Raw genomic sequence first — 26318 nt, forward strand, 5'->3', positions numbered from 1 at the left:
ACACTTGGTAAGTAGACAAAAAGCTGAAATTTTTCAACTTGAAGGTTTTGACCAATGGACAAACTTCAACTTGCTTATCCTTGTGCTGCTGAGTTTCTCGATGTAATTTGATTGATCATATAGGTTAAAATAGTTGCTACTATTAAAAATATTAAAATGATGCTAATAACACCGCCCCAGCCAAATTTGGACCAAAAAATACCACCACTTGTACCGCCAATGCTCGATCCTACGTAATAGAAAAATAAGTAAAGTGAAGATGCCTGTGCCTTATCATGTGTAGCATGTCTTCCTACCCAACCACTTGCAATTGCATGACTACCGAAAAATCCAAAGGTAAAGATAGCAATGCCTAGAATTTTAAGAATAAGATGACCGACTAATGAAAGAGCAGCACCACCAAACATTAAACCAATCCCACTTAATAATATTTTATAACGTCCGTGATTATCGGCTAATCCTCCCATCCATGCAGAACTAAAGGTGCCGACTAAGTATATTAAGAAAATCCAACCGACAATCGTTTGACTTAAAGAATAGGGAGGAGCTAGTAATTGGAAGCCAATATAATTATACATAGTGACAAATGATCCCATTAGTAAGAAACCAACACCAAAAAGACTCAGTAATGCAGGATCTTTTAAATGCATCACTAATGATTTGACTAAAGGCTTAAATGCCAATTTTTCGGGTTTAAAGTGTTTGGAGGCAGGTAATAAGAAATAAAATGCTATAGCGACCAGTAAACTGATGACACCAATCGTTATCATGCCTATGCGCCAACTAAAAATATCACTAATCGTCCCCATAATAATACGCCCGGCAAGACCACCAATTGAGTTCCCGCTAATATAAAGCCCCATTGCAGCACCTAAACTAGCTGGTTCAATCTCTTCTCCCAGATAGGCCATCGCAATAGCAGGAAGTCCTGCGAAAACAACACCTTGAATGATCCGTAATACAAGTAACATATGGTAATTGGGGGCAAAAGCAATAAGTAAAGTTAAAATAGCAACAGCAATCATTGAAAAGGTCATAATGGGTTTCCGTCCCCATGCTTCTGAAAGTGATCCAACGATTAACATACTAATGGCTAAAGCAACAGTTGTTAATGATAAAGAAAGACTTGCAGTAGCAGGTGAGATATGAAAAATTTTTGAAAGCGTCGGTAACACAGGTTGAGTCATATATAAATTCGCAAATGTACTAAAAGCACCAGCAAACAATGCTAAGTTCGCTTTACGAAAATCCATCGTTCCTTTTTGAATATAATCATTCATTGTTCAATTTCACTCCATATAAAATGGCAAGAAATATGCTTGGTTGTCATTTTTTCTAATTAAACTTTATTATAAGTTTATTTCACGAATAAATACAATTTATTATTTCATTCTAATAAGTTATGAGATTACTGCTATATTATATTGATTCAAAAAATAGCTGATGACCCTTTGCTTTGTTAGAAAAAAGCTTGCAAACAAATATTTATTCTTATGGGTCTTTGTCAAAGCCATGTGCTTGGCGAAATGAATAAGCATATTTTGGTGTAGAGCCATTCTTCTATAGTAAAAATAAAACAATAGGTTTACTCTTAGATTTCTATTTTTAGGACAATCCTTTTTTACAAAATAAAGTTGCGCGGAGGAAAGAATTTGCATACAATAAACAAAATATTTCATTCCTTTAGCTTACATTGGGGGTAGCTGTGGATCGACTGACTGTTAGTTTAAGATGCTTAGAAAATAGGTCTAAATTTTAAGTGATTGTTCCAAGGTGTGGAGTGGCTGTGCAGATTGTACTTTAAGGTCTAGACATTATTATGTCAGTAGGAATAGAAAGAGGGATGCGGATGGATGGAAATGTTTTATATGCTTTGGGATTAACCTTGTTCGCTGGATTAGCCACAGGTGTTGGAAGTTTGATCGCTTTTTTTACTTCTAGAACGAACACAAAGTTTTTATCTTTTTCGCTTGGGTTCTCAGCTGGCGTGATGATCTATGTGTCACTTGTAGAAATCTTCGTAAAGGCTAAAATAGCACTTGTCAGTGAATTAGGGGAGAAGCAAGGCTATTTATATACAGTGATAGGATTTTTTAGCGGGATGTTGCTGATCACATTGATTGATAAATTGATTCCAAAGCGAGAAAATCCACATGAAGTGAAAATGGTAGAGGATTTACAAAAAAAACCTTCAAATGAGGATTATTCAAAGCTTATGAAGATGGGGATCTTCACAGCATTGGCAATAGGAATTCATAATTTTCCAGAAGGAATCGCAACATTTGTTTCAGCTTTAAATGATCCCCATTTAGGTTTGGCTATTTCGATTGCGGTAGCTATACATAATATTCCGGAGGGGATTGCTGTATCTGTACCGATTTTCTATGCGACAGGAGATCGTAAGAAAGCATTTAAACTATCATTTTTATCAGGTTTGGCAGAGCCTGTTGGTGCGTTTGTTGCTTATTTACTATTAATGCCTTTTTTAAATGATATGATGTTCGGTATGATTTTTGCTGGGGTTGCAGGAATTATGGTTTTTATTTCATTGGATGAGTTGTTACCAGCTGCGCGCAAATATGATGAAGCACATTCATCTATCTATGGTGTTGTTTTAGGGATGATTGTAATGGCTATTAGTTTAGTTTTATTGGCCTAGGATAGGAGCTATCTCATAAATCTCTTCCAAGGGCAAAGCTTACAAAAGCAAAAGACACAAATATGGATTGAGTACCAATTGTGTCTTCTACTTTTTGAGTTATTTGAATCAATTTCATCAATCATTTTTTTGAAAAATACGAACATTTAATAATGCTAATTTTGATAATCGTGGAGCGAAGGACGGCGACTCCTCGAAAATGCATGCGCATTTCCTTCGTGCGGTGTCTATTCAAAGGGGCTTATTCAAAGTCCTACGGGAAAAGTTTGAGCTGAAAGCCCCGCAGGAACAATTTAAGGGACAAAGCCTAAGTTCGCCACGTCCTGTGGCAACGGCTTCGGGGTCAACATCGTGTCGACCCGTGGAGATTGAAGCTAAGCCCGTGGAAAGCGTCGTCCGGAGCGAAACAAACAAATCTGAGTATTGAAAGTATATATGTGAAAAATGTTCGCATTTTTCATCTAGATTCTACATTATGAAATTGATTCATTTAAATAAAAATAAAAACGTTTTCGATCCAGAATTTCCAGTGCCTATCAGAAGCATATAGGATGAGGGCAGGATCATCGCACTGATAAGAGAACTGTCTATTTGATACTTTGGTTTTATTTGTTTGATGCGACAGTGAAGCGTTCATTTATATGTTTAGGGTTTTCGATTTCATCTAATACTGCAATGGCGAAGTCAGCGTAAGATACATAGCTTTCTCCTTGTTCATTGACAAGTAGATGATCTTGACCAGCTATATATTTGCCAGTACGAGGACCTTCTGGGTCAAAGAATGCTGATGGGCTTAAGAATGTCCATGTAATAGAAGATGCTTGTAAATCTAATAAATTTTGTGCTTGATTTGAAGCAGTTGCTTTGAATATTTCGGGGAAATCTGGTGTTTCAATGACACGGACTGTTTTTTCTGGATTTACGAATAGACTGCCTGCACCACCAACTACAAATAATTTAGTTTCTTTTGCATCTTTAAAGATCTCGATTAAATGACGGCCCACTTCTACATGTAAAGTTTCTTTGCCTATTGGTGCACCAAATGCATTGACTATCACGTCAAATCCTTTAATATCTGCTGTTGTTAAGTCAAATACATCTTTTTCTAATACCGTTACAGATTTATCTGTTAATTTTGCTGCGTTGCGGACGATTGCGGTTACTTCATGACCACGTGATACGGCTTCTGTTAAAATTTTATGACCAGCTTTTCCTGTTGCACCGATAATTCCAATTTTCATATTGAATTCCTCCTAATAAAATGACTATTGATTTAATGTAACAAATTTGGTTACAGGTTAGGTGAGAAAATAGATCGTCCCTTATGAAAAGAGATGATCTAAAATGTCCTGTAAGGTCTCTTCTTGTAATTTACTTTCCATTGCTTGTTGAACAGAGCTGAATACATCATCTAATGTTGATTGAATTTGTTTACCCACTGCACAATTTGGATTTGGATTGTCGTGAATTGCAAACAAATCTTCAGGAGCTTGCACCGCACGATAAATATCTAATAATGTAATATCCTTTGGTGATAATGCGAGTTCATAGCCAGATAGACCAGCATGTGATACGATCAAGCCTGCTTTTTTCAATTGGCTGCTGATTCTTCTTATAACGACTGGATTTGTATTCACACTACTAGCGATAAAATCCGAAGTCAATGCATGTGAATTATTTTTTGTTGAAGCAATTAACGAAAGTATATGAATAGCTACAGAGAACCGGCTGTTTACCATTGGTCTCACCACCCATTGTAACTATCATAGTTACAACTGTGTTAAATGTCAATTATTTTATTCCGTAATGGGGAGTATGAACTTTACTGCAAGACGCTAGAACTTATAGAAGATAAAAGAGTAAAAAGCCACTGCCTGCAAAAGTTTACTAATACCCAAGATAAAGAAAACGCTCATTAGGTGAAGCTTTACTCTATACAGTCAATCTTTCTTCCGATTAGGACAAGATAGGAGAAACTGTAGCCTTTTGTTTTGGTTATAGGCATAATTCTTCCCACTTCTTGACATTAAATATAAAGCCTAAAAAAGAAAGCCGAGAACCTATTATTAGGGTTCTTGACTTCCTATGAGTTAATCCTATTTAGCAAGTTCTGAAACAGTTACTTGTACACCCTTTGTATCCACGTGTACAGCTTTAATATCATAGCTTGGGAATAATGGTTTCATCTTTGCGACAAAGCTTTCTACTTGTTCTTTGCTTATCAGTGAGATGACAGTTGGACCTGCACCACTAATAGCAGTACCATAAGCCCCCGCGTCCTTTGCTATTTGACGGATCTCGTGATAGTTTGGGATCAAATTGGCGCGGAATGGCTCGTGGAATAGGTCATGCTCCATAAATTCTCCAGCGCGTTTATAATCTTTTAGCAATAATGCCGCTGTTAGCATATTAGCATTTGCACTTGCATGTACTGCATATGCTTTGTCATAACTTGCAGGCAATACTTTTCGAGCTTCTGCTGTTTTTAACTCAACATTTGGGATGAAAACTGCAAATGCGGCGTCAACATCTTGTACATGAATAAGTTCTAGTTGCCCATTAGGTAATGTAGCACCAATTGTGAGCCCGCCACATACAGAGGCAGCTGCATTATCAGGATGACCTTCAATTTTAGAGGCTAAGCGGCAACGCTCATCGATCGATAGATTTAAATTACATATTTGGTTTGTAATCTCAATTCCTGCTACGATGGCAGAAGCACTACTGCCAAGTCCGCGTGCTAAAGGTAATTCGCTATGCATAATCACTTTACAAGGTGGCAAACTTACGTTATAACGTTCTGCAGTTTCAGTCGCAACTTTGTAGATCAAATGGTCTTCTACAGTAAACTTTGCTGGAAGATAGATAGAGTGATGCTCAAATTCCCAGTGATCGCTAATTGTGACATCTAAATAGAGATATAAACCTAAAGCTAAACCGATGGAGTCAAACCCGGGTCCAAGGTTAGCCGTACTGCCTGGAACAGTTATGGTCCATTTCTTACTCATATTAATTCCTCAATGTACTTGCGGATTTCTTCTTCATCATTTGGTAATGATACCATGTCCACATTAGAAGCTTTAACAGCCGTATCAGGATCTTTTAATCCGTTACCAGTCAATACGGCAACTACACGGCTGCCCTTAGGGATAGAGCCATTTGCAACTGATTGTAGTACGCCAGCAACTGAAGCAGCAGAGCCTGGTTCAGCGAAGACGCCTTCTTTTGCGGCAATTTGGCGATAAGCATTTAAGATTTCTTCATCTGTTACAGAACCAATTTTACCCTTTGATTCGTCACGAGCAGCTTCTGCCAGTTTCCAACTTGCTGGATTTCCGATACGGATAGCAGTTGCGATCGTTTCAGGATGAGCAATTGGAGCACCTTTGACAATCGCAGCAGCACCTTCCGCTTCAAATCCGAACATATGTGGCAATTTTGTTCCTTTTTTCTCATGATATTCTTTGAAGCCTTTCCAGTAGGCACTGATATTACCAGCATTTCCGACTGGAATTGCAAGGATGTCTGGTGCATCTCCTAACTGATCGCAAACTTCAAAAGCAGCTGTTTTTTGACCTTCTAAACGGTATGGATTTACAGAATTCACTAAAGTGACAGCAGTTGTTTCGCTAATATCACGAACAACTTGTAATGCTTCATCAAAGTTGCCGTCGATTTCAATGATTTTGGCACCGTACATATAAGCTTGAGCTAGTTTTCCAGCAGCTACTTTTCCTTTTGGGATAACGATGATTGCCTGAATGCCAGCTCTAGCAGCGTATGCAGCGGCAGCAGCAGAAGTATTACCAGTTGAAGCACAGATCACGCATTTACTACCGTCTTCAATTGCTTTAGCTACGGCCATTACCATGCCGCGATCTTTGAAAGAACCAGTTGGGTTTAGCCCTTCAAATTTTACATGTAAATCTATTCCAAGTTCTTTGGATAATGTATCTAAATGAATTAATGGTGTATTACCTTCATGTAATGTTAAAGTAGGTGTTTTATCAGTTATAGGTAAGAATTCTTTATAGTGATCTAAAAGGCCTTTCCACATATGTAACATTCTCCTTAGTAATAAAATTTTGGTGTTCATTCTAAAAATACAAGTGTTTTTCTATAAAAGACATTTTAACGCATTATGGGCTCTGTTTTCAATAGTATTATATACAAATTTTCAAAACTATTCGAATTGATTTGACATCTTGTCACAAAATATATTTCTGTGTATAGTGATATTAACAATATAGTTTACATGTGTAAAGACACTGGGAGGCGCATACAACAATGAAACAAGCGGTTAATGCACAACCGATTTCAAGAAATAAATTATTAGGAGTAGCCGGCGTTGGCTGGTTATTCGATGCCTTAGATGTTGGTATTTTATCATTTATTATTGCAACGTTGGCAAAAGAATGGAATTTGACTTCTGGGCAAATGGGGTGGATCGGTAGTATCAACTCTATTGGCATGGCTATCGGTGCCTTTGTATTTGGCGTTTTTGCAGATCGGATTGGTCGTAAATCAGTCTTTATCTGGACATTAGTTATTTTCTCAATCGCAAGTGGCCTATCTGCACTGGCGACTTCATTGACCATTTTTATGATATTGCGGTTTTTTATTGGAATGGGACTAGGAGGAGAGCTACCAGTTGCTTCTACATTGGTTTCAGAAAGTGTAGCTCCAAATGAAAGAGGTAGGATAGTTGTATTGTTAGAAAGTTTTTGGGCTGTAGGATGGTTGGTGGCAGCGCTTATTTCTTACTTTGTGATTCCACAATTTGGTTGGCGAGTGGCATTAATTTTAACAGCTATTCCTGCCCTTTATGCTGTCTATTTACGTTTACATCTACCAGATTCACCACAATTTACTGCAAAGAAAAACTCTTCAAGAGGTATTTGGCAAAATTTAAAAAGTGTTTGGTCAAAACCATATGTAAAGCCTACGTTGATGCTATGGATTGTATGGTTTACTGTCGTATTTTCCTATTATGGTATGTTCTTATGGTTGCCAAGTGTTATGGTTTTAAAAGGATTTAGTTTGATCAAAAGTTTTGAATACGTATTAATCATGACATTAGCTCAGTTACCGGGGTATTTTACGGCAGCCTGGTTGATTGAAAAAATAGGCCGCAAATTTGTATTAGCTACCTATTTATTAGGTACAGCACTTAGTGCACTTGTCTTTGGAGTTGCAGATGCGACATGGATTTTGATCGTATCTGGTATGTTGTTATCATTTTTCAATTTAGGGGCATGGGGAGCACTCTATGCATATACGCCTGAACAATATCCTACGGTTATCCGAGGCACTGGTGTAGGGATGGCAGCTTCAGTTGGCCGACTTGGAGGGATTTTTGGTCCATTATTAGTGGGCACGTTAATGGCACAAGGATATACAATAGGCTGGATCTTTACAATCTTTTGTGGCTCTATTTTAGTAGGTATTTTAGCTATTTTATTCTTAGGTAAGGAAACCAAACAAACCATTTTAGAATGATGTAGAGAAAGTAAGCCGATGTAGATGATTGACCGTAATTTGTATTATGATAGCACATTCATAGTATAGTTTGTAAAAAAATGAAAAATACTCGTTCATACACAAATTACAAGGAATAATTCTCAATTTATTCTCATTTATATCGGTTAGTCATCCCATAAAAGTTTTTATGATATAGTAATAAGAAATAAGCATTTAATTTAGTAAAGTGTGAATATTTAGATATTATAACCTTTAAAACCAAATAATATGATAATATGTAAAATAATAGATGAAAATAGAGCTGACAAGCAATAATTGTTGGCTCTATTTTTTTACATTTATTGAAATAAAATAAAATTATGTATCATATATTAAACTTTATGATTACTATGACTTATTGTCCTTATAAATCTACATTACTAGAATAGATAAATGTGAAGTTTTTTAGAACTTTTATGTAATGATGAGACTAGAATAATGTTTCAACGGGAAATACTGAGAATTGAGAGTAAGTATTTTTTATTCAATTGGAGTAGAAAAACGATTTCTATTATTTAAAAGGAGGGTACTATTATGAGTAACAAAGATATTTCAAGACGTGACTTCCTGAAAACAACTGGTATTGCTACGGGAACGTTAATTGGTGGAGGATTAATCGGTGGATTAATTGGTTTTAATTCCAAAAAGACTACTGCACCAACAAAATCTTCAAATACAAATACAAACAAAACAGCTGAAACTAGTGAAGGTAAAATGTTCTTCACAACAGATAAAGACTTTAATATATTAGCTGCAGCTACTGAACGCATTTTTCCAAAAGATGATCTAGGCCCAGGTGCAATGGAATTAGGAGTGCCTTACTTTATCGATCGTCAATTAGCAGGTCAATATGGTAGTAATTCAAAAGAATATATGCAAGGACCATTTGGCAAAGGTGAACCTACACAAGGCTATCAATCCCGTTTAACCCGTGCAGAAATTTTTATACAAGGTGTTCAAACATTAGAATCTGAAGCTCAAAAACGTTACAAAAAAAGCTTTACAGATATTACAGATAAAGAACGTGATGTCATTCTAACGGCTTTACAAAAAGATGAAGTTAAGATGAAAGGTGTCACTGCAGGTTTCTTCTTCTCTTTGCTTCGCTCAGCTACAATTGAGGGCGCCTATTCTGATCCATTATATGGTGGGAATAGAAATATGGAAGGCTGGAGAATGAAAGGCTTCCCTGGTCACCAAATGTCATATATAAACGTAATTGAAAAAGAAGGATTCCAAAAAATTGAACCTAGATCACTAGGTATGCACTAATTTAGGGGGGAATAACAATGGTTAAAACTATGCCAAAAGTTGATGTTGTAACTGTCGGTGTTGGTTGGACAGGCGGGATCGTTGCTGCCGAATGTACGAAAGCCGGCTTAAAAGTTGTAGGACTTGAAAGAGGTAAAGATCGTGGTACAGCAAATTTTGCCAATGTACATGATGAGTACCGTTATGCAATTCGCTATGAGTTAATGCAAGATTTATCGAAAGAAACAGTTACTTTCCGTAATAATCGTAAACAGCAGGCTCTACCAATGCGTCAATTGGGATCGTTCTTACTGGGTGAAGGACTTGGTGGTGCTGGTACTCACTGGAATGGACAAACATACCGTTTCTTGCCATATGACTTTGAATTAAAGACAATGACCGAAAAAAAATATGGTAAAAACTTTTTGGGCAAAGATTATCAAATCCTTGACTGGGGTCTAACTTATGATGAAGTGGAACCATATTTTGATAAATTTGAGAAAACAGCTGGTATCAGTGGTGAAGAAAACCCACTAGGTCCTAAACGTTCGGACAACTATCCAAACAAACCGATGAAGAAGACACCTTTACTGAAAAAATTCGAAACGGCTTCTAAAAAATTGGGCTATCATCCATATATGATACCTTCAGCAAACTTGTCTGCACCATATAAAAATCCTTATGGTCAAACCATTAATGCGTGCCAATACTGTGGCTTCTGTGAACGTTTTGGTTGTGAGTATGGAGCAAAAGCGACTCCCGAAGTGGCTGTTATTCCAACAGCATTGAAATCGGGCAAATATGAAATTCGCTTTAATTCCAATGTTGTAAAAGTTTTAACAAAAGGTGATAAAGCAACTGGGGTCAAATATATCGATACCGTCACTGGTGAAGAATATATCCAACCAGCAGATATTGTGGTATTAACATCATACATGATGAACAACGCTAAATTATTAATGGTATCCAATATTGGCACTATGTATAACCCTGAAACAGGTAAGGGCACACTTGGAAGAAACTATTGTTATCAAATTATGCCAGGGGCAACAGGGTTCTTCGATGAACAATTTAATACATTTATGGGTGCAGGCGCACTCGGTAATTGCTTTGATGATTTCAATGGCGATAACTTTGATCACTCGAAGCTTGGTTTCATCCATGGCGCTAATATTGCATTGACCCAATTGGGTAATCGACCAATCGGAAATAACCCAACACATTCTGATACACCATTATGGGGAGCAGAATGGAAAAAAGATTCTATCATGAACTACACACGTTCGTTAAGTGTTGGCGGTCAAGGTGCTTCTATTCCTTATAAGGAAAACTTCTTGACATTAGATCCGAAATATAAAGATGCTTATGGTGTCCCATTATTGCAAGTAAACTATGATTTCACTGATCAAGATAAAAAATTGCACAAATTCATTTCTGCTAAATGTGGAGAAGTCCTAAAAGAAATGGGTGCTAAAAAAGTAGAGGTACGTGCTGAACTGACAAATTACAATATCGTACCATATCAATCAACTCACAATACTGGTGGTACAGTCATGAGTAAAACACCAGAAGAGGGTGTAGTAAATAACTACTTACAACACTGGGATTGTGAAAATCTATTTGCTGTAGGTGCGGGTGCATTTGCAAACAATTCTGGTTATAATCCAACTGATACAGTAGGTGCTCTAGCGTTCCGTTGTACGGAAGGTATTATTAAATACTCTAAAAAAGGCGGTTCATTAGTTTAATAGCATCTGCTATTAAGCTAATCGCTGTTAAAGGAGGAATGAGATATGGGTTTAAGTTCAATTGGTGTCCCTGGATTAATCGTTATTTTGATTATCGTTTTAATCGTTTTTGGTCCCAAAAAATTACCTGAGATCGGATCTGCTATAGGTAAAACTTTTACAGAATTCAAAAAGTCTACAAAAGGTTTAATGGAAGACGAAAATGAATCAAAAAAAGAAAAATCAACTGATGATAAAAAAGAAATTTAACTAGAGGGTGTTCGTATGGATCCATATGAAGAAAATGCAAAAAAAGTACTTAGCCCTTTGGATAAAATGAGCGAAAATGGTGTAGAAGAGACAGAGAAAGAGACTTTGGATGAGGCTTCTCATAAAGAGGAGATCTCAAAAATTGGCTCTACTGATCTTGAAAATGTTGATGAGAGGGAAGAAGAGTTAGACGATGATAACCCTTTAACAGATGCAAGTGAAGCTTTTGTAGAACATTTAGCTGATCTAAGAAAACAACTAATCAAAGGTGTTGCCGTTTTTGTTGTTTTTTTTATCATTGTATTTTCAACAGTGAACAAATGGCTTCCATACGTGACAAGGGGACATGAATTAGTCATTCTCGGCCCATTTGAAGTGGTTAAATTCTATATGTCTATCTCTACGACACTAGCCTTAGGTCTTTCATTGCCATTTTTAATGCATTTTATATGGATATTTATTAAACCAGGGCTTAAAGAAAATGAAAAAGGATTCTTAGGATTGTATTCTCCTGTTATGCTTCTCCTATTTTTGATTGGTGTGGCGTTTGGATATTTTGTTCTAAACCCATTAAGCTATGATTTTCTTATTGGTATAGGAGAGGCAAACTTTAATGTAATGATTTCGGCTAGTCAATATATGAGTTATCTTATTATGACAACTATTCCCGTTGGTTTAATGTTTGAATTGCCCATTATTGCCATGTTTTTATCGACAATAGGTGTTTTAACTTCTACTACGATCAAGAAAATTAGAAAATGGGCATATGTTATTATGGCTGTCATTTCTGCGCTCATTACGCCGTCTCCAGATTTTTTCAGTCAAATAATCGTGCTTATTCCAATGATCCTTTTATATGAAATCAGTATCTTATTAGTAAAGAGGATTGAACGCAAACAAACCTTAAAAGAGCAAAGTTCTAATGTATAAAGGGAGACTTAGATTTTAACTCCTTCATCGGATTTGCTGAACTGCTGATGATCAGTTAAAGTATTTGGATGTTGTCCTAAAAGTAGGAAGAGTACCATTCAATTTACTGACCTAAATAATAATCAAATTCATATTCTGTAGTTCCATTGAGAAATCCATATTTAAAGAGTCTGCTAATAGCAGTCCTTTAGATGTGGATTTTTTAATAGTTACAAGATACAGTTATATATACAACCACATTAATAAATGAAATGTAGGCTATCAGGTATGTTGATTAGGAATTAGGAAAAAATCAGGATAAGTATTGAGCGTGATCATGAAGAAATCCATGTTTTACCCTATTAGAAGTATTAGAGATTTTTTCTTAGAGCACTGTCTCTATGATATAGTAGTCATAAATAATGGAAGCTTTTATCGGTGGAATAAAATCACAAAAATAGGGGGCCGAATATGATGAAGGCAAAATACATTATGGCTTTAGATCAAGGCACAACTAGTTCTCGTGCCATTTTATTTGATCAATCTGGCAGCATTTTTCATACAGCGCAACAAGAGTTTCCACAATATTTTCCACAGTCAGGTTGGGTAGAACACAATGCAGAAGAAATCTGGGCTTCTATATTGTCCGTTATTGCAAGTGTGCTTTCCGAAAAAAATGTAAGCGCTGACCAAGTAGTGGGTATAGGTATTACAAATCAACGAGAAACAACAGTTGTATGGGACAAAAACACAGGTGTACCGATATACAATGCAATCGTGTGGCAATCACGTCAAACTGCAAAGATTTGTGAGGAGCTAAAAGCAAAAGGATATGATGCTTTAGTCAAAGAAAAAACAGGCCTACTAATCGATGCTTACTTTTCTGGAACGAAAGTGAAATGGATTTTGGATAATGTAGAGGGAGCTCGTGAAAAAGCCGACAAGGGTGATCTTCTATTCGGTACAATTGATACTTGGCTAATATGGAAGTTAACAAGTGGTCGAGTACATGTGACGGATTATACAAACGCTTCACGTACATTAATGTACAATATTCATGGGTTAAGATGGGATGAAGAATTACTTAAAATTCTTGATATTCCACTTTCAATGCTTCCAACAGTACGTCCTTCCTCGGAGATTTATGGTAAAACAGATGCTATTCAGTTCTTCGGTCAAGAGATACCAATTGCCGGTGTTGCAGGTGATCAACAAGCGGCATTGTTTGGCCAAGCATGTTTTGAAAAAGGAATGGTGAAAAATACTTACGGTACAGGGTGTTTCATGCTGATGAACACAGGGGAAAAAGCCGTTAAATCCGAAAAAGGTTTATTGACGACCATTGCTTGGGGAGTCGATGGCAAAGTAAGTTATGCACTTGAAGGTAGTATCTTCGTAGCGGGTTCAGCCATTCAATGGCTACGCGATGGTTTGCGTATGTTCCGTACGGCTGAAGAAAGCGAACATTATGCAAAAAAAGTAGATTCTACAGAGGGTGTTTATGTAGTCCCTGCATTTGTTGGATTAGGTACACCCTATTGGGATAGTGATGTACGAGGTGCAGTATTTGGCTTAACGCGTGGTACGCAGAAGGAACATTTCATTCGTGCAACTTTAGAATCCCTAGCCTATCAAACAAAAGATGTATTAGACGCAATGGAAGCGGATTCAGGTATTTCTTTAAAAACGTTGCGGGTAGACGGTGGGGCCGTAGCAAATAATTTCTTAATGCAATTTCAGTCTGACTTGCTCGGTGTTCCTGTAGAACGTCCATCTATCAACGAAACAACAGCATTAGGAGCAGCTTATCTTGCAGGTCTTGCAGTAGGTTTTTGGAGAGATACAGATACCATTGCAAAACAATGGCATTTGGAAAAACAATTTAATTCCGCAATGACTGAAGAGAAACGTAAAAAGCTATATGCAGGATGGCAAAAAGCTGTCCACGCAGCGCAAGCGTTTAAATAATTTAGCGAATAATAAATAGATAAATTGCTGAATTTTATATACAAGTTTTCAAACGATGAAACAGACAAAAGAAATGCCCAAATATAGTAATTGGACATTTCCTTTGTTATTTTGTTAACTTTTCAGGCAGTGGATATTTAATCGCATTTTTTATAAGCTTGTCTTTCACAGCTTTTTCTAAATCAACGTTCATGCAATCTGCCATTTGAATAAGATATATTAAGACGTCTGCCATCTCTTCAATGATCGCTTGTTTATCATTTGCAATGGATTCATCAGCTGTTGTCCATTGAAAACATTCAAGCAACTCATTTGCTTCAAGAGAAATGGAAATCGCTAAGTTTTTTATATCGTGATTGCCCTTCCAGCCTCGATCATCACGGAATTTTAAAATTTCTTCAGTAATTTCTTGCATATTGTCACCCACTTTCGATAAAGAATAATAATAATCTAATTATATAGAACTTTGCCCATTTTTGCAGTTCTATAAAAGGTTAAAGGATGGGATTATGGATGAAAACAGAATTAAAGGATATAGAGCCGAGGCTTAGAGAGATATTCGATTATTTACATGAAAACCCAGAGATTGCTTGGCAAGAATATCATACAACAGCATATATCATTAATCTCTTAGAGCAAGAAGGGTATAAAGTGCATACTTTTTCAAATAGCACTGGATTATATGTAGAAATTGGGCAGGGGAAGCCTGTTATTGGTTTACGTACAGATATGGATGCCTTATGGCAAGAAGTGGATGGAGAAATGCGTGCGAATCATTCTTGCGGGCATGATGGGCATATGACAATGATTATCGGGGTACTTTTGCTTATGAAAAAGCTCAATCCACAATTCAATGGTACATTACGTGTATTGTTTCAACCTGCTGAAGAAAAGGGGCAAGGTGCTCTTTCTTTTGTTGAAAAGGGATTGGTGGACGATATGGATTATTTATTTGGCGTACATTTAAGACCATTTCAAGAGTTGGAAGATGGAACGTATTCCCCGGCATTACATCATGGTGCATCCATGATGATCGCAGCAGAAATCTACGGTGTAGAAGCACATGCAGCCAGACCGCATTTAGGGAAAAATGCGATTGAGATCGGCAGTAGCTTGGTTGAGGCATTAAAATCAATTCATATTGATACGATGATTCCTTATTCTGTCAAAGTAACTAAATTTCATGCGGGTGGAGAGTCGGGCAATATCATTCCTGGAAAAGCTTTTATAAATTTGGATGTGAGAGCTCAAACGAATGATGGTATGGAAAAATTAGTACAAGATATTCACCGGATTACGAATGCGATCAGTACATTATACGATGCTCGCATTGTTTTAAAGGTTTTGGTGGATATAGCAGCTGCACAAGTTGATGAAGAGGCAAAAGAAATTCTAGAGCATGCAATTATTCAATCAGTTGGTCATGAAAAAGTACGTCCACCTTTGTTTACACCAGGTGGGGAGGATTTCCATTTTTACGCGAAACAACGCCCTAATATTAAAACAACAATGCTAGGAGTAGGTTGTCACTTAACTCCAGGACTGCATCATCCAAATATGACATTTAATAGAGAGCGATTAATTACAGGAGTAGAAATTTTAACAAGGACGGTATTATGTGCATTTGAATATGCGCGCTTGATGAACAACGTATCACAATCACAACAAAAAGCGGTATCCGAAGACTAACTGCACGACGACTAAAAATGTATGGAAATATTATCGTTCGTCTAATTAGTCAATATTCGAAGGTGCAGTTCAGATGGCTGCTGAATGGTACTGAATGAACAGTCTTTTGGTGGAGAAAAATGATTTGTAAAGGTTGGAATCAGCATTGATATCCAATCAACCATTGTATAAAAAATGATCATGCAAATGATGTAATTGCATGATCATTTTCTATATGAGCTAGTTAGTCAAAAACTTTTGCCATATAGAATTCATCCATATAGTTTGAACCGATTTTGACCGACTTTTTTCTTTCCCCTTCAATGACAAAACCAAATTTTTGATATAACGAAATCGCTTTTTGATTTGATTTCATAACAGACAATTCTAATCGTGTTATGTTTCTTGTACGTGCCCAATTTTCAGCTTCAGTCATCAGTGCAGTACCTATGCCATAGTTAGTAAATTTCTCTAGCACGCCCATTTTGATCGAAATACAATGCTTTTTACGTGGTATAGTGCTACCTATTATGGCAATAGCACCACCAATTTCCCCATTAATAATGGCTATTAGCATGGTGCCAGAGTTTTCGACTTTCCATTTAGAAATTAGCTTTCGAAAACTTTGAACAGAAACATTATTTTCATTTTGTCCATATAACATGTAGTCTGTTTCTGCAAACAATTGTTGATATAATTCAATGACATCACGTGCGTCATCCAATTCAATTGACCGGATAATATATGTAGGATGGTCGTTAGAATCTTGGTCAGGTGTTGATGAAGTTGAATTTGTTGTTGGTTTTTCAAAAGTTACATAATAACCTAATTTTATCTCTGTTACACTATAGCCAAACGTAGTCCAGGCGGTAAAATGTTTTAGTGGTGGCTTTGTTTTCTTCCACCAACTTACATTTAAGTAAGAGGCATTTGGAAGTGGCTGACCCATAATAGTTTCTATTTCGGAAAAGGTTAGTGTAATTTCATCTTTGGTGGCTGCTTCAAAATAAGCGGCCAATGGTATGTATTTCTTTTCGATACTTTTGTCCATGTGAACCCCTTCTTTATTTTTGATAAATAATATATAAAAATATTAACATAGGTTGAAAATGAATGACACTTCTTTTTCATAAAAATGGATTTGAGGGAAAATATATTTACTTCGCATGAATGGAGAGTCATATCTTACTTCAATTGATAGAAGGAACTTTCATTCTTTTTCATTACCATATATGATAAAATATAATCGGAATTCGTAGATAATTTTTAGGAGGAATTGGCATGAGTAAAATCCTTGTATTCGGACATAAAAACCCTGATACCGATACAATCACATCAGCATTAGTATATGCATACTTAAAACAACAAATCGGAATGGAAGCTGAAGCCGTTCGCTTAGGTGAGCCAAACAATGAAACAGCTTATGCTTTAGAAAAATTCGGATTTGAAGCACCACGCTTAGTGGAAAAAGTAGCTTCTGAAGCATCTAAAGTGATCCTAGTTGACCATAACGAACGTCAACAATCTGCAGATGATATCACAGAAGTACAAATTACAGAAGTCATCGATCATCACCGTATTGCGAACTTTGAAACAGCTGATCCACTATACTACCGCGCAGAACCTGTTGGCTGTACAGCGACGATCTTGAACAAAATTTTCAAAGAAAACGATGTTGAGATTCCTGCAAACTATGCTGGATTAATGCTTTCAGCTATCATTTCTGATACATTATTATTCAAATCTCCAACTTGCACAGATCAAGATGTAAAAGCTGCAAAAGAACTTGCTGAAAAAGCTGGCGTCAATGCAGAAGAATATGGTCTTGCTATGTTAAAAGCGGGAGCCGATTTAAGTGATAAATCATTAGAAGACTTATTATCACTTGATGCAAAAGAATTCTCTATGGGAGACAACAAAGTCGTCATTGCACAAGTTAATGCTGTAGATGTAAATGATGTTCTTGATCGTCAAGCAGAACTTGAAACTTTACTTCATAAGGAAGTGGAGGAAAAAGGTTTAGATTTATTCTTCTTCGTTGTGACGGATATTTTAAATAATGATTCAGTAGCAGTGCCAGTGGGGAAAGTAGCAGAAAAATGTGCTCCAGCATTCGGTGCCACTTTAGAAAACAATCGTGTGGTTTTGAAAGGCGTTGTGTCACGTAAAAAACAAATCGTACCAACACTAACAGACGCTTTAAAATAATTTTTCAAAAATAAAAAGAGTTCAATTCAGCAGCCATTTGTAATGGGTACTCAAAAGTTCGATTTTGGATCTAACTTTTGAGTGTACTATACTGAATTGTACTCTTTTGTTTTTTTAGGGTCGACCTTTGTATCAACAGATATTTTTCTATGGTATTTGCCTCGAAAAATTTTCTGCTTAAACACTAAGTCGATTTTTTGAGATCTAATGGTTTTACAGCAGGTCCTTCTAACACAGAGCCATCTTTTGCAAATCTTGACCCATGGCAAGAGCAATCCCATGTTTCATCTGCTTCATTCCATCTTGTTTTACAGCCTAAATGTGTGCATCTTGGATTTGAACTTCTTGTCACGTATCCGCCAACTAAATCGACCACTGTTTGCCCACCTATTTTCAAGGCTTGTAAGAATGCATCACCAAACTTCGTATGTTGTGGCGAATAGAGTTTGATCCCAGCATTAGAATGACCTAATAATCCATCACTAATGATTTGTCCGGCAACAAGAGAATTGGATATCCCCCACTTTCTAAAGCCTGTAGCAAGCCAAATATTCGGATAGCCTGCGCTGATTTGTCCTACATAGGGAAGTAAATCTGGTGTTTCTGGATCTTGAGCAGACCATTTATACGAGATATCACTTGCGGCAAACTTTTCATAAGCTTCTTTTTCAATGGCTTCGTAAAATATATTCGTATTCGAAGAAGAGCCAGCTCTTTGTGAAGAACCAGCAAGCAGGGTATAGTAATCATCCTCTATTTTTGCGGTACGGATAGAGCGGTTCGTTTGATCAATTGATAAATATTGCCCTGCAAGAGGCTCAGAACATTTGAAAGCAATTATATAGGAACGATTTACTCGGAGTTTGACTAACTGCAAACCAACCATAGCTTCCAAAGGATAATGAGAACAAATGATTAAATCATTACAATAAACCGTGTGCTTATTTTCTAATTCAACATAAGGTTTGGATAGATTAATATGTGTTGCTCGAGAATGTTCAAAAAAATTAGCGCCATTTTTAATCGCCATATCCATGATACTTTGACCAAATTGAACAGGATGGATCTGTGCTTGATCTAACATGGCAACAGAAGCTTTAGGCGAGTAAGGGATTTCACACTTTTCGCCAAATGTTCCAGGTATATTTAACAGCTTATAAGCATCCCATTCATCTTCAATCTTCTTTCTATTATTTTCTTCTAATGTATATAAAAACGAGGTTTTGGTTTGAATGATAGAGGAGTCTACTAAATCTAAAGCAGAGGAAATAGCCTTTTGGTTTAGTTCATAGTAAAGTAAAGCCGCATCCAATCCAAATTTTTCAATGATTGTTTGGTAGATCAATCCATGCTGTGCAGTTAATTTTCCTGTAGAATGACCTGTCGCCCCGCTTAGAAAAGAGTTACCTTCAAGTAATGTCACAGATTTTCCAGCTTTAGATAAATGATAGGCGGTCATAATGCCGCTAAGTCCACCGCCAATAATACAAACATCAGTCTGTATGGAGTCTTCGAGAGCTGGTTTTGATTTCAATAATTTATTTTGTAGCCAAATGGATGAGTTCATAGAATCTCCTACTTATTTTTTTATGTAGTATGTGTAAAGAATGAAATATCATACATAGGCAGAAAAATTGCATAATCTATAAAAGGCTCGATACAATAATTCGAGAGGTGAATGAACATGAAAATTGAAGTTTGGTCAGATTATGTATGTCCTTTTTGCTACATTGGAAAAAGGGAACTAGAAAATGCGATCGAAAAAACAGGCTTTCAAGATCAAGTGGATATAGAACTCAAAAGCTATCAACTGAGTCCCGACTCGCCTGCAACGTCAGAAGAAAGTATATATGAAGTGTTAGCTAAGAAATATGGTACAACAATTGAGCAAGTAAAAGCACAAACAGCAGGCATTATTGATCGTGCTGCAACACTGGGATTAAATTATCAGTATGAAAATATGAAACCAGCAAATACGTTTAAAGCCCATCGCCTAGCAAAATATGCTGAGTCTGTAGGAAAAGGTGCTGAGATGAGTGAACGATTGCTGCAAGCTTATTTTATCGAAAATCAAGAAATAGGTTTAACGGATATTTTAGTGGGATTGGGAGTAGAAATCGGTTTAGAGCGACAAGCAGTAGAAGATGTTTTAAATGATGGATCCTTTGCAGACGAAGTACTATCAGATATCCAAGAAGCATCGCAAATCGGAATACGTGGTGTACCGTTTTTTGTATTCAATGGAAAATATGCAATATCTGGTGCACAACCAGGAGAGGTTTTTGAAAATGCGGTTCGTCAGGTTGCTCAGGAGGACGGATTACGACCAAGCTTGAAAATGATGGGGCAAGAGGGTATAGGAACTTGTACAGATGGTAAGTGTGAATTGTAAATATCAGTCGAAAGTATGAGGGCATGTTCGTTGACTATGAATGTGTTTTCTTTTACAATGGTTTTATCTCGAATTAGAGATGTTCATTTTGCAAATAATAGAAAGCGAGAGATATACTTTGACAAATGTATTAGTAGTAAAAGCAAATAATCGCCCAGCTGATCAAGCTGTTTCAAGTAAAATGTATGAAACATTTATGGGAGAAATTAAAGGTTCTAACCTTAATGTTTCTGTATATGATGTATATGAAGAAGACACTCCATATTTTGGGCAGGATCTTCTTGAAGCATTCGGTAAAGTACAAAATGGTGAAGAATTATCTGATCTTCAAAAACGCACACTAGCTGCCAAACAAAAAGCAATGGATGCTATTTCAGCAGCTGATGTAGTTGTATTTGCATTCCCATTATGGAACTTAACCATCCCAGCTAAATTGCATACATTTATCGATTATGTATATGCTGCAGGATTTGCTTTTAAATATGACGCTAACGGTAATTTAGTGAGCTTAATGCCAGAGAAAAAAGCTATTTTCTTAAATGCTCGCGGTGGAGTTTATTCTATTCCAGAAACAGCATCAATGGAAATGTGTGTAAACTATATGCGTAATGTATTTGGTGGCATATTCGGCATGGAAATCATCGATGAAGTGATTATTGAAGGTCATAATGCAGCACCTGATAAAGCACAAGAAATCATTGAAAAAGGTTTAGAGGAAGTTAAAGCAGCAGCTAATCATTTAAAAAAGCTTGCTATTGAAGCCTAATGAAATCTCGATACGAATTCATGTGTTAAGTTGACCCCCTTAAGTTGGACTAGATTAATTGAAGTCTAACTTAAGGGGTTTTTTGTGAAGATTTATCATAGAAGGAAGGGAAGTAGTCGATGGAAGATATAAATTGTTTAAAGAGCGAATAAAATCTTTGAAAGGGCAAATAAAGTCTCCGAGAGAGCGAATAAATCCTTCGAAGGAGAAAATAAATGGTCTCAAAGAGCGAATAAACTATCAGAGAGCGAATAAAGTCTCCGAGAGAGCGAATAAATCCATCGAAGGAGCGAATAAATGGTCTCAAAGAGCGAATAAACTATCAAAGAGCGAATAAAGTCTCCGAAAGGGCGAATAAAGTCTTCAAGAGAGCGAATAAATCCATCGAAGGAGCGAATAAATAGTCTCGAAGAGCGAATAAACTATCAGAGGGCAAATAAATAGCGTATAAGGAAGATATAGATAGGATGCATTCTCGAGAAGTTGCCACTTACTTCAATCAACCAATCCTCCATAATTAAACAAGTAGCTATTCCTATTGATCTCCTTTCGTCACCTCATCGTTTCATCACAAAAAAATCTGCCCATTCTACATAATAGAATGAGCAGATTTTCGCTAACTAATTAGAACAATACTTTTTAGAAAGTTTTTCACAGTTTAGAATTATTGAGCTGGGTTAAGTTCTAATTCTACTTTGATTTTGATATCTTCACCAACAAGTACGCCACCAGTTTCAAGTGCTGCGTTCCAAGTTAAGCCGAAATCTTTTCGGTTGATTTTACCTGAAGCTTCGAATGCTACAACTTCTACACCCCATGGGTTAGTACCTTTACCACCATATTCAACATCAAAAGTAACTGGTTTTGTTACATCTTTAATAGTGAAATCGCCTGTTAGTTTGTATTCGCCATCGCCTTCTGATTTGATATCAGTTGAAACAAAAGTAATTTTAGGGAATTGTTCTGCATCAAAGAAGTCAGCTGATTTTAAGTGGTTATCACGATCAGCGTTGTTTGAATTGATGCTGTTTACATCGATTTCAAATTTGATAGAAGCATTTGTTAAATCTTCTGGGTTTCCTTCGATGTCTGCTGTGAATGAATCGAAACCACCTTTTACTTTTGAAATCATCATATGTTTTACTTCAAATCCTAGGTTAGAGTGTGCTACGTCAACATTAAATTTTGTCATTTTTAATTTCCTCCTAAAGTCTATTTGTTTTATTGTCATTATCATAATACATAATTATCTTGAAATCAAGAGATATTAATTAAAGATATTGTGAATTTTAAATTAAGCGTTTTTAACACTAAAAATCATTCCATTGTGATTCAGGTCTTGAACGATTACTTTTCCATCGACTTCTTCATAAGAAACGTGATGCTCTGTTAAGTTTTGTTTTAACTTATTTAGTTCATCAATAGAAGAAAGGTTTAATGAATAGTTGATCAAGCCGTTAGCAACAGATGGTGCTAACGGTGCGCCAATACCGCTCCAAACATTTGCAGCAATATGATGATGATAGCCACCTGCTGACATAAAGTAAGCTGAACCCATAAAGTTTGTTTTTAAATCTAGACCAAGTGCATCTAAATAGAAGTGGCTAAGTTCATCATTTAATTTAGATACGGTTAAATGCATGTGACCTAAAACTGTACCTTTAGGGAAGCCTGTCCATTCACGGTTAGGATCAAATAAAGCCATGATGCCATTAAAATCAACTGGTAGTGTATCCGTATCGATCCCACCATCATCTTTGATGGTCCATTCGCTACGTGGTCTATCACGGTATATTTCAATACCATTTCCCTCTGGATCTGTTAAATAGAATGCTTCAGAGTATAAATGGTCACCGGCACCACTGAATGGAGCCTTTATTTTCATCAAATTGCCCACCATATAGGCAAGATCCTCACGACTTGGGACTAGAATAGCAAAATGGTAAAGACCGGTAGTGCGAGGCGGTCTCGAAACTACATCCTCACTCGCTGTTAAGATAAGAATAGGTTCTGAACTTCCAGCGCCAAATATGACTTCTTTATCCTTTTCTTTTATAATATTAAATCCCAATGCTTGATAAAACTTTTTTTGAGCTGTTAATGATTTTACACGCAATTGTACATATCCCAATTGCATTTTAGGATCTAACTTGAAAGTCAAAGGTAATTCCTCCTTTCAATAATTCATAACTTACTTTTCGTAACTTACTATAAAACAGTAAATTGATTACGTCAAGTAATTAAGTTACGAAAAGTTTACTTTTTTTTGGATTATCGGTACAATGTAATTATCAGAGGTGAGAATATATGAAAGAAACAGCATTATGTCCACGATTGTCAAAAGCAATGGATTTGATTGGAAAACGTTGGGTTGGCTTAATCTTATATGAATTATTAGAAGGACCAAAACGATTTAACGAAATTGAATCTTCACTTCCTATTAGTGGTCGTTTACTGTCAGAACGTTTAAAAGAATTGGAAAAAGAGGGACTTGTGGAACGACAAGTGTATACAGAAGTTCCTGTTCGAGTTGAATATAGTCTTACAGAAATGGGATTAAGTCTAAAAGGTGCAATTGATGCAATTGAAATTTGGTCTAAAAGATGGCTTTAGGTTATTTTCACTTGTAAAAATGGCATTGTATCTTCATACTTAATGGTGGAAAAGAAAGTATGAAAGGAATGGACTTTCCATTATGAAAGAACAATGGTTTAATGATTTATCTACTATTGTAAATACTCAAGATGTTAAAATAGACGAACCACTTAAAAATTATACAATGACAAAACTTGGGGGCAATGCAGATGTATTTGTGATGCCCTCTACAGAAGAACAAGCCGCTGAAGTTGTAAAATATGCATATCTCCACCAAGTACCAATCTTTTTGCTAGGAAATGGTTCAAATATGGTTATTAGAGATGGTGGTATTAGAGGGATTGTTTTAAATCTTTCGAAGTTAAATCTAATTCATATTGAAGGCACAACGGTATATGCACAATCTGGTGCACTTATTAAAGATGTTTCAAAGGCGGCAGCTGCTAAATCACTAACGGGTCTTGAATTTTCATGTGGTATCCCTGGATCTATTGGTGGTGCAATGGCTATGAATGCCGGTGCTTACGGCGGGGAGATCAATGATGTCATCGTAAGTTGCAAAGTATTGACAAAAACGGGTGAAATATTAGATCTTTCAAAAGAGCAATTAGAGCTTGGCTACCGTAAAAGTATTATTGCAAAGAACGGTTATTATGCATTGTCATCTATTTTCGAATTGGAAAAGGGTGATCAAGCAATGATTGATGCCAAAATTGCAGATTTAACATTCAAACGACAATCAAAACAACCACTTGAATATCCTTCTGCGGGAAGTGTTTTCAAGCGTCCTCCAGGTTATTTTGCTGGAAAACTTATTCAAGATAGTGGCATGCAGGGAAAAGGTGTAGGTGGCGCTGAGGTCTCTACAAAACATGCGGGCTTTATCATTAACAAAGGTAATGCAACTGCCACCGACTATATTGAAACCATTCATATGGTGCAGAAAGCTGTAAAAGAAAAATTCAATGTAAATCTTGAAACAGAAGTTAAAATCGTTGGAGAAGATTTACCAATCGATCAAAAATAATAAAACTTTTATCTTGATTCAGCAATCTTTTATGGCGGTGAAAGCGCAGCAGCAGGAGCCCAATGTGTTATGCGACGAAAGCATAGTGATGGGAGCAAATCTTTTTTGTACCGAAAGCGCAACAACAGGTATAAAAGATGTTCATCTCTATAAGTGATGAGATGAATGTGATTTTATTTTCTATTCAGCGGATGTACAAACTGCCCGCTGAGTCAAGATGAAGTCTCCGGCGAAGATGCCACGGATTTTGAAGAGGAGCTTCTAGAGCAAGCTCGAAAAAAATTCGAATGCCATTACACTGGGGTGTAATGGATAGCGTCTTTCGCCGATCATTTGCGGAAGGCGTATTTTTACATATAGGGAGATTATGACATTGAAATTTGTATCATGGAATGTAAATGGTATTCGTGCTTGTCTAAAAAAAGGATTTATGGATTATTTTGATACCATGGATGCCGATTTTTTTAGCATTCAAGAAACAAAATGTCAGGATGGACAAGTAGAGTTAGAATTACCTAACTACCATCAATTTTGGAACTATGCTGAACGAAAAGGTTATTCAGGTACAGCTATTTTCACAAAACATGAACCCATATCAGTGAAATATGGCATTGGTGATGTTACGCAGGAAGAGGGGCGTATTATTACATTAGAATACGACAATTTTCATTTAGTAAATGTATATACACCCAATTCTAAACGTGATTTGACCCGCTTAGACTATCGCATCGTTTGGGAGGATGAATTACGAGCGTATTTAAAAGCATTAGATCAAGTCAAACCTGTTATCTATTGTGGGGATTTAAATGTAGCACATGAAGAAATTGATCTAAAAAATGCTAAAGCCAATATCGGAAACTCTGGTTTTACAGATGAAGAAAGAGGTAGAATGACTAGATTACTAAATTCAGGTTTTACAGACTCTTTTCGATATCTGTATCCAGGCTTAACAGATCATTACACATGGTGGTCTTATATGAATAAAGTGCGTGAACGGAATATTGGATGGCGTATCGATTACTTTATCCTGTCCGACCGTTTAAAGGAACAAATTACAAAGGCTGAGATTCATGATCATATCTTAGGGAGCGACCATTGCCCGATTATGCTAGAAGCTAAAGTGTGATAGAAGGATCTGTTATATGTCATCATTGACTTTTCCTTCCGCTTGGAAGTGATGGAAGAGAGTATTTAGCGAATAAGAAGTGCTCGCCTCAGAGGGTTCATATGTAGAGAAATCCCATCAAGTATCAACATATTGCTAAACAGATTTAAAAAGAAGATACACCTTAAATTCCTTTTAAAAAAAGATTCATAAAAGCATGGAAGCTGATCAAAACAGCCTTCGTGCTTTTATT

At 36.5% G+C, this 26318-nt stretch carries 24 protein-coding genes; 14 read left to right on the plus strand and 10 right to left on the minus strand.

Annotated elements, in window-relative coordinates; genetic code table 11:
• Positions 1–74 precede the first annotated feature (74 nt).
• Positions 75–1280 (minus strand): MFS transporter, encoded by a 1206-nt coding sequence (locus FEU33_RS02380; RefSeq protein WP_146547851.1) that lies wholly within the window; start codon positions 1278–1280, stop codon positions 75–77.
• 569 nt (positions 1281–1849) lie between these two features.
• On the opposite strand from FEU33_RS02380, the gene zupT reads away from it, so the two are divergent.
• Positions 1850–2659 (plus strand): zinc transporter ZupT, encoded by an 810-nt coding sequence (zupT, locus tag FEU33_RS02385; RefSeq protein ID WP_146547852.1) that lies wholly within the window; start codon positions 1850–1852, stop codon positions 2657–2659.
• 605 nt (positions 2660–3264) lie between these two features.
• Here the strand turns inward: zupT and FEU33_RS02390 are convergent.
• From FEU33_RS02390 to thrC, 4 genes are all read right to left on the minus strand, one after another.
• Entirely contained in the window at positions 3265–3900 is a 636-nt protein-coding gene (locus FEU33_RS02390) for an NAD(P)-dependent oxidoreductase (protein ID WP_146547853.1), read from the minus strand.
• An 81-nt stretch (positions 3901–3981) separates the two neighbouring features.
• Entirely contained in the window at positions 3982–4398 is a 417-nt protein-coding gene (locus FEU33_RS02395; RefSeq protein ID WP_146547854.1) for an Rrf2 family transcriptional regulator, read from the minus strand.
• Between the two features lie 357 nt (positions 4399–4755).
• The gene (gene thrB, locus FEU33_RS02400; protein WP_146547855.1) at positions 4756–5667 is read right to left on the minus strand and encodes a homoserine kinase; all 912 of its coding nucleotides are present in this window, start codon (positions 5665–5667) and stop codon (positions 4756–4758) included.
• Positions 5664–6716 carry a threonine synthase gene (thrC, locus tag FEU33_RS02405; protein ID WP_146547856.1) on the minus strand — a complete coding sequence of 351 codons (1053 nt, stop codon included), beginning with the start codon at positions 6714–6716 and terminating at the stop codon, positions 5664–5666. The genes thrB and thrC overlap by 4 nt, the downstream gene beginning before the upstream one ends.
• A 230-nt stretch (positions 6717–6946) precedes the next feature.
• Between thrC and FEU33_RS02410 the strand changes: the two genes are divergently transcribed.
• The 6 genes from FEU33_RS02410 (at position 6947) to glpK (ending at position 14304) form a co-directional block, all read left to right on the plus strand.
• Positions 6947–8158: an MFS transporter gene (locus tag FEU33_RS02410; protein WP_146547857.1), complete on the plus strand. Its 1212-nt coding sequence runs from the start codon at positions 6947–6949 to the stop codon at positions 8156–8158.
• Positions 8159–8713: 555 nt separating this feature from the next.
• Positions 8714–9451, plus strand: coding sequence for a gluconate 2-dehydrogenase subunit 3 family protein (locus FEU33_RS02415; RefSeq protein WP_146547858.1), 738 nt, complete (start codon positions 8714–8716; stop codon positions 9449–9451).
• A 17-nt stretch (positions 9452–9468) separates the two neighbouring features.
• Positions 9469–11178 (plus strand): GMC family oxidoreductase, encoded by a 1710-nt coding sequence (locus FEU33_RS02420; RefSeq protein ID WP_146547859.1) that lies wholly within the window; start codon positions 9469–9471, stop codon positions 11176–11178.
• A 45-nt stretch (positions 11179–11223) separates the two neighbouring features.
• Positions 11224–11427, plus strand: a complete 204-nt coding sequence (gene tatA, locus FEU33_RS02425; RefSeq protein ID WP_146547860.1) for a twin-arginine translocase TatA/TatE family subunit — start codon at positions 11224–11226, stop codon at positions 11425–11427.
• A 15-nt stretch (positions 11428–11442) separates the two neighbouring features.
• Positions 11443–12357: a twin-arginine translocase subunit TatC gene (tatC, locus tag FEU33_RS02430; protein WP_146547861.1), complete on the plus strand. Its 915-nt coding sequence runs from the start codon at positions 11443–11445 to the stop codon at positions 12355–12357.
• A 450-nt stretch (positions 12358–12807) separates the two neighbouring features.
• Positions 12808–14304 carry a glycerol kinase GlpK gene (glpK, locus tag FEU33_RS02435; RefSeq protein WP_146547862.1) on the plus strand — a complete coding sequence of 499 codons (1497 nt, stop codon included), beginning with the start codon at positions 12808–12810 and terminating at the stop codon, positions 14302–14304.
• A 106-nt stretch (positions 14305–14410) separates the two neighbouring features.
• Here the strand turns inward: glpK and FEU33_RS02440 are convergent, their stop codons facing one another.
• Positions 14411–14719, minus strand: coding sequence for a nucleotide pyrophosphohydrolase (locus FEU33_RS02440; RefSeq protein ID WP_146547863.1), 309 nt, complete (start codon positions 14717–14719; stop codon positions 14411–14413).
• A gap of 98 nt (positions 14720–14817) precedes the next feature.
• Here FEU33_RS02440 and FEU33_RS02445 point away from each other — a divergent pair, with 98 nt between their 5' ends.
• A complete protein-coding gene (locus FEU33_RS02445; RefSeq protein ID WP_146547864.1) occupies positions 14818–15993 on the plus strand; it encodes a M20 peptidase aminoacylase family protein in 1176 nt (391 codons plus the stop codon).
• A 223-nt stretch (positions 15994–16216) separates the two neighbouring features.
• On the opposite strand, the gene FEU33_RS02450 is transcribed toward FEU33_RS02445, so the two are convergent.
• Positions 16217–17023, minus strand: coding sequence for a GNAT family N-acetyltransferase (locus tag FEU33_RS02450; protein WP_146547865.1), 807 nt, complete (start codon positions 17021–17023; stop codon positions 16217–16219).
• 230 nt (positions 17024–17253) lie between these two features.
• Here FEU33_RS02450 and FEU33_RS02455 point away from each other — a divergent pair, with 230 nt between their 5' ends.
• Positions 17254–18180 carry a manganese-dependent inorganic pyrophosphatase gene (locus FEU33_RS02455; RefSeq protein WP_146547866.1) on the plus strand — a complete coding sequence of 309 codons (927 nt, stop codon included), beginning with the start codon at positions 17254–17256 and terminating at the stop codon, positions 18178–18180.
• A 184-nt stretch (positions 18181–18364) separates the two neighbouring features.
• Here FEU33_RS02455 and FEU33_RS19070 read toward each other — a convergent pair whose 3' ends face one another.
• On the minus strand, positions 18365–19747 hold the full coding sequence (locus tag FEU33_RS19070; protein WP_244950961.1) for an FAD-dependent oxidoreductase: 1383 nt from the start codon (positions 19745–19747) through the stop codon (positions 18365–18367).
• 117 nt (positions 19748–19864) lie between these two features.
• Here FEU33_RS19070 and FEU33_RS02465 point away from each other — a divergent pair, with 117 nt between their 5' ends.
• Complete coding sequence (locus tag FEU33_RS02465; RefSeq protein WP_146547867.1) at positions 19865–20572, plus strand: DsbA family oxidoreductase; 708 nt, start codon at positions 19865–19867, stop codon at positions 20570–20572.
• Between the two features lie 118 nt (positions 20573–20690).
• Positions 20691–21338 carry an FMN-dependent NADH-azoreductase gene (locus tag FEU33_RS02470; RefSeq protein ID WP_280524822.1) on the plus strand — a complete coding sequence of 216 codons (648 nt, stop codon included), beginning with the start codon at positions 20691–20693 and terminating at the stop codon, positions 21336–21338.
• Between the two features lie 664 nt (positions 21339–22002).
• On the opposite strand, the gene FEU33_RS02475 is transcribed toward FEU33_RS02470, so the two are convergent.
• Together FEU33_RS02475 and FEU33_RS02480 are read right to left on the minus strand one after the other, a co-directional pair.
• Complete coding sequence (locus FEU33_RS02475; RefSeq protein WP_146547868.1) at positions 22003–22530, minus strand: YceI family protein; 528 nt, start codon at positions 22528–22530, stop codon at positions 22003–22005.
• Between the two features lie 102 nt (positions 22531–22632).
• Entirely contained in the window at positions 22633–23499 is an 867-nt protein-coding gene (locus tag FEU33_RS02480) for a VOC family protein (RefSeq protein WP_244950962.1), read from the minus strand.
• 146 nt (positions 23500–23645) lie between these two features.
• On the opposite strand from FEU33_RS02480, the gene FEU33_RS02485 reads away from it, so the two are divergent.
• The 3 genes from FEU33_RS02485 to FEU33_RS02495 all read left to right on the plus strand — a co-directional run bounded on the left by FEU33_RS02485 (position 23646) and on the right by FEU33_RS02495 (position 26086).
• Complete coding sequence (locus tag FEU33_RS02485; protein ID WP_146547869.1) at positions 23646–23951, plus strand: winged helix-turn-helix transcriptional regulator; 306 nt, start codon at positions 23646–23648, stop codon at positions 23949–23951.
• A 79-nt stretch (positions 23952–24030) separates the two neighbouring features.
• Positions 24031–24960, plus strand: a complete 930-nt coding sequence (murB, locus tag FEU33_RS02490) for a UDP-N-acetylmuramate dehydrogenase (protein WP_146547870.1) — start codon at positions 24031–24033, stop codon at positions 24958–24960.
• 373 nt (positions 24961–25333) lie between these two features.
• Positions 25334–26086: an exodeoxyribonuclease III gene (locus tag FEU33_RS02495; RefSeq protein ID WP_146547871.1), complete on the plus strand. Its 753-nt coding sequence runs from the start codon at positions 25334–25336 to the stop codon at positions 26084–26086.
• Positions 26087–26318: the final 232 nt, after the last annotated feature.

The sequence above is a fragment of the Rummeliibacillus suwonensis genome, assembly GCF_007896435.1.
Taxonomy (GTDB): domain Bacteria; phylum Bacillota; class Bacilli; order Bacillales_A; family Planococcaceae; genus Rummeliibacillus; species Rummeliibacillus suwonensis.

Bases quoted from the DNA above. Each gene is read 5' to 3' on its own strand.
- FEU33_RS02380 (WP_146547851.1), bottom strand. From the start codon at position 1,280: ATGAATGATTATATTCAAAAAGGAACGATGGATTTTCGTAAAGCGAAC.
- zupT (WP_146547852.1), top strand. From the start codon at position 1,850: ATGGATGGAAATGTTTTATATGCTTTGGGATTAACCTTGTTCGCTGGA.
- FEU33_RS02390 (WP_146547853.1), bottom strand. From the start codon at position 3,900: ATGAAAATTGGAATTATCGGTGCAACAGGAAAAGCTGGTCATAAAATT.
- FEU33_RS02395 (WP_146547854.1), bottom strand. From the start codon at position 4,398: ATGGTAAACAGCCGGTTCTCTGTAGCTATTCATATACTTTCGTTAATT.
- thrB (WP_146547855.1), bottom strand. From the start codon at position 5,667: ATGAGTAAGAAATGGACCATAACTGTTCCAGGCAGTACGGCTAACCTT.
- thrC (WP_146547856.1), bottom strand. From the start codon at position 6,716: ATGTGGAAAGGCCTTTTAGATCACTATAAAGAATTCTTACCTATAACT.
- FEU33_RS02410 (WP_146547857.1), top strand. From the start codon at position 6,947: ATGAAACAAGCGGTTAATGCACAACCGATTTCAAGAAATAAATTATTA.
- FEU33_RS02415 (WP_146547858.1), top strand. From the start codon at position 8,714: ATGAGTAACAAAGATATTTCAAGACGTGACTTCCTGAAAACAACTGGT.
- FEU33_RS02420 (WP_146547859.1), top strand. From the start codon at position 9,469: ATGGTTAAAACTATGCCAAAAGTTGATGTTGTAACTGTCGGTGTTGGT.
- tatA (WP_146547860.1), top strand. From the start codon at position 11,224: ATGGGTTTAAGTTCAATTGGTGTCCCTGGATTAATCGTTATTTTGATT.
- tatC (WP_146547861.1), top strand. From the start codon at position 11,443: ATGGATCCATATGAAGAAAATGCAAAAAAAGTACTTAGCCCTTTGGAT.
- glpK (WP_146547862.1), top strand. From the start codon at position 12,808: ATGATGAAGGCAAAATACATTATGGCTTTAGATCAAGGCACAACTAGT.
- FEU33_RS02440 (WP_146547863.1), bottom strand. From the start codon at position 14,719: ATGCAAGAAATTACTGAAGAAATTTTAAAATTCCGTGATGATCGAGGC.
- FEU33_RS02445 (WP_146547864.1), top strand. From the start codon at position 14,818: ATGAAAACAGAATTAAAGGATATAGAGCCGAGGCTTAGAGAGATATTC.
- FEU33_RS02450 (WP_146547865.1), bottom strand. From the start codon at position 17,023: ATGGACAAAAGTATCGAAAAGAAATACATACCATTGGCCGCTTATTTT.
- FEU33_RS02455 (WP_146547866.1), top strand. From the start codon at position 17,254: ATGAGTAAAATCCTTGTATTCGGACATAAAAACCCTGATACCGATACA.
- FEU33_RS19070 (WP_244950961.1), bottom strand. From the start codon at position 19,747: ATGAACTCATCCATTTGGCTACAAAATAAATTATTGAAATCAAAACCA.
- FEU33_RS02465 (WP_146547867.1), top strand. From the start codon at position 19,865: ATGAAAATTGAAGTTTGGTCAGATTATGTATGTCCTTTTTGCTACATT.
- FEU33_RS02475 (WP_146547868.1), bottom strand. From the start codon at position 22,530: ATGACAAAATTTAATGTTGACGTAGCACACTCTAACCTAGGATTTGAA.
- FEU33_RS02485 (WP_146547869.1), top strand. From the start codon at position 23,646: ATGAAAGAAACAGCATTATGTCCACGATTGTCAAAAGCAATGGATTTG.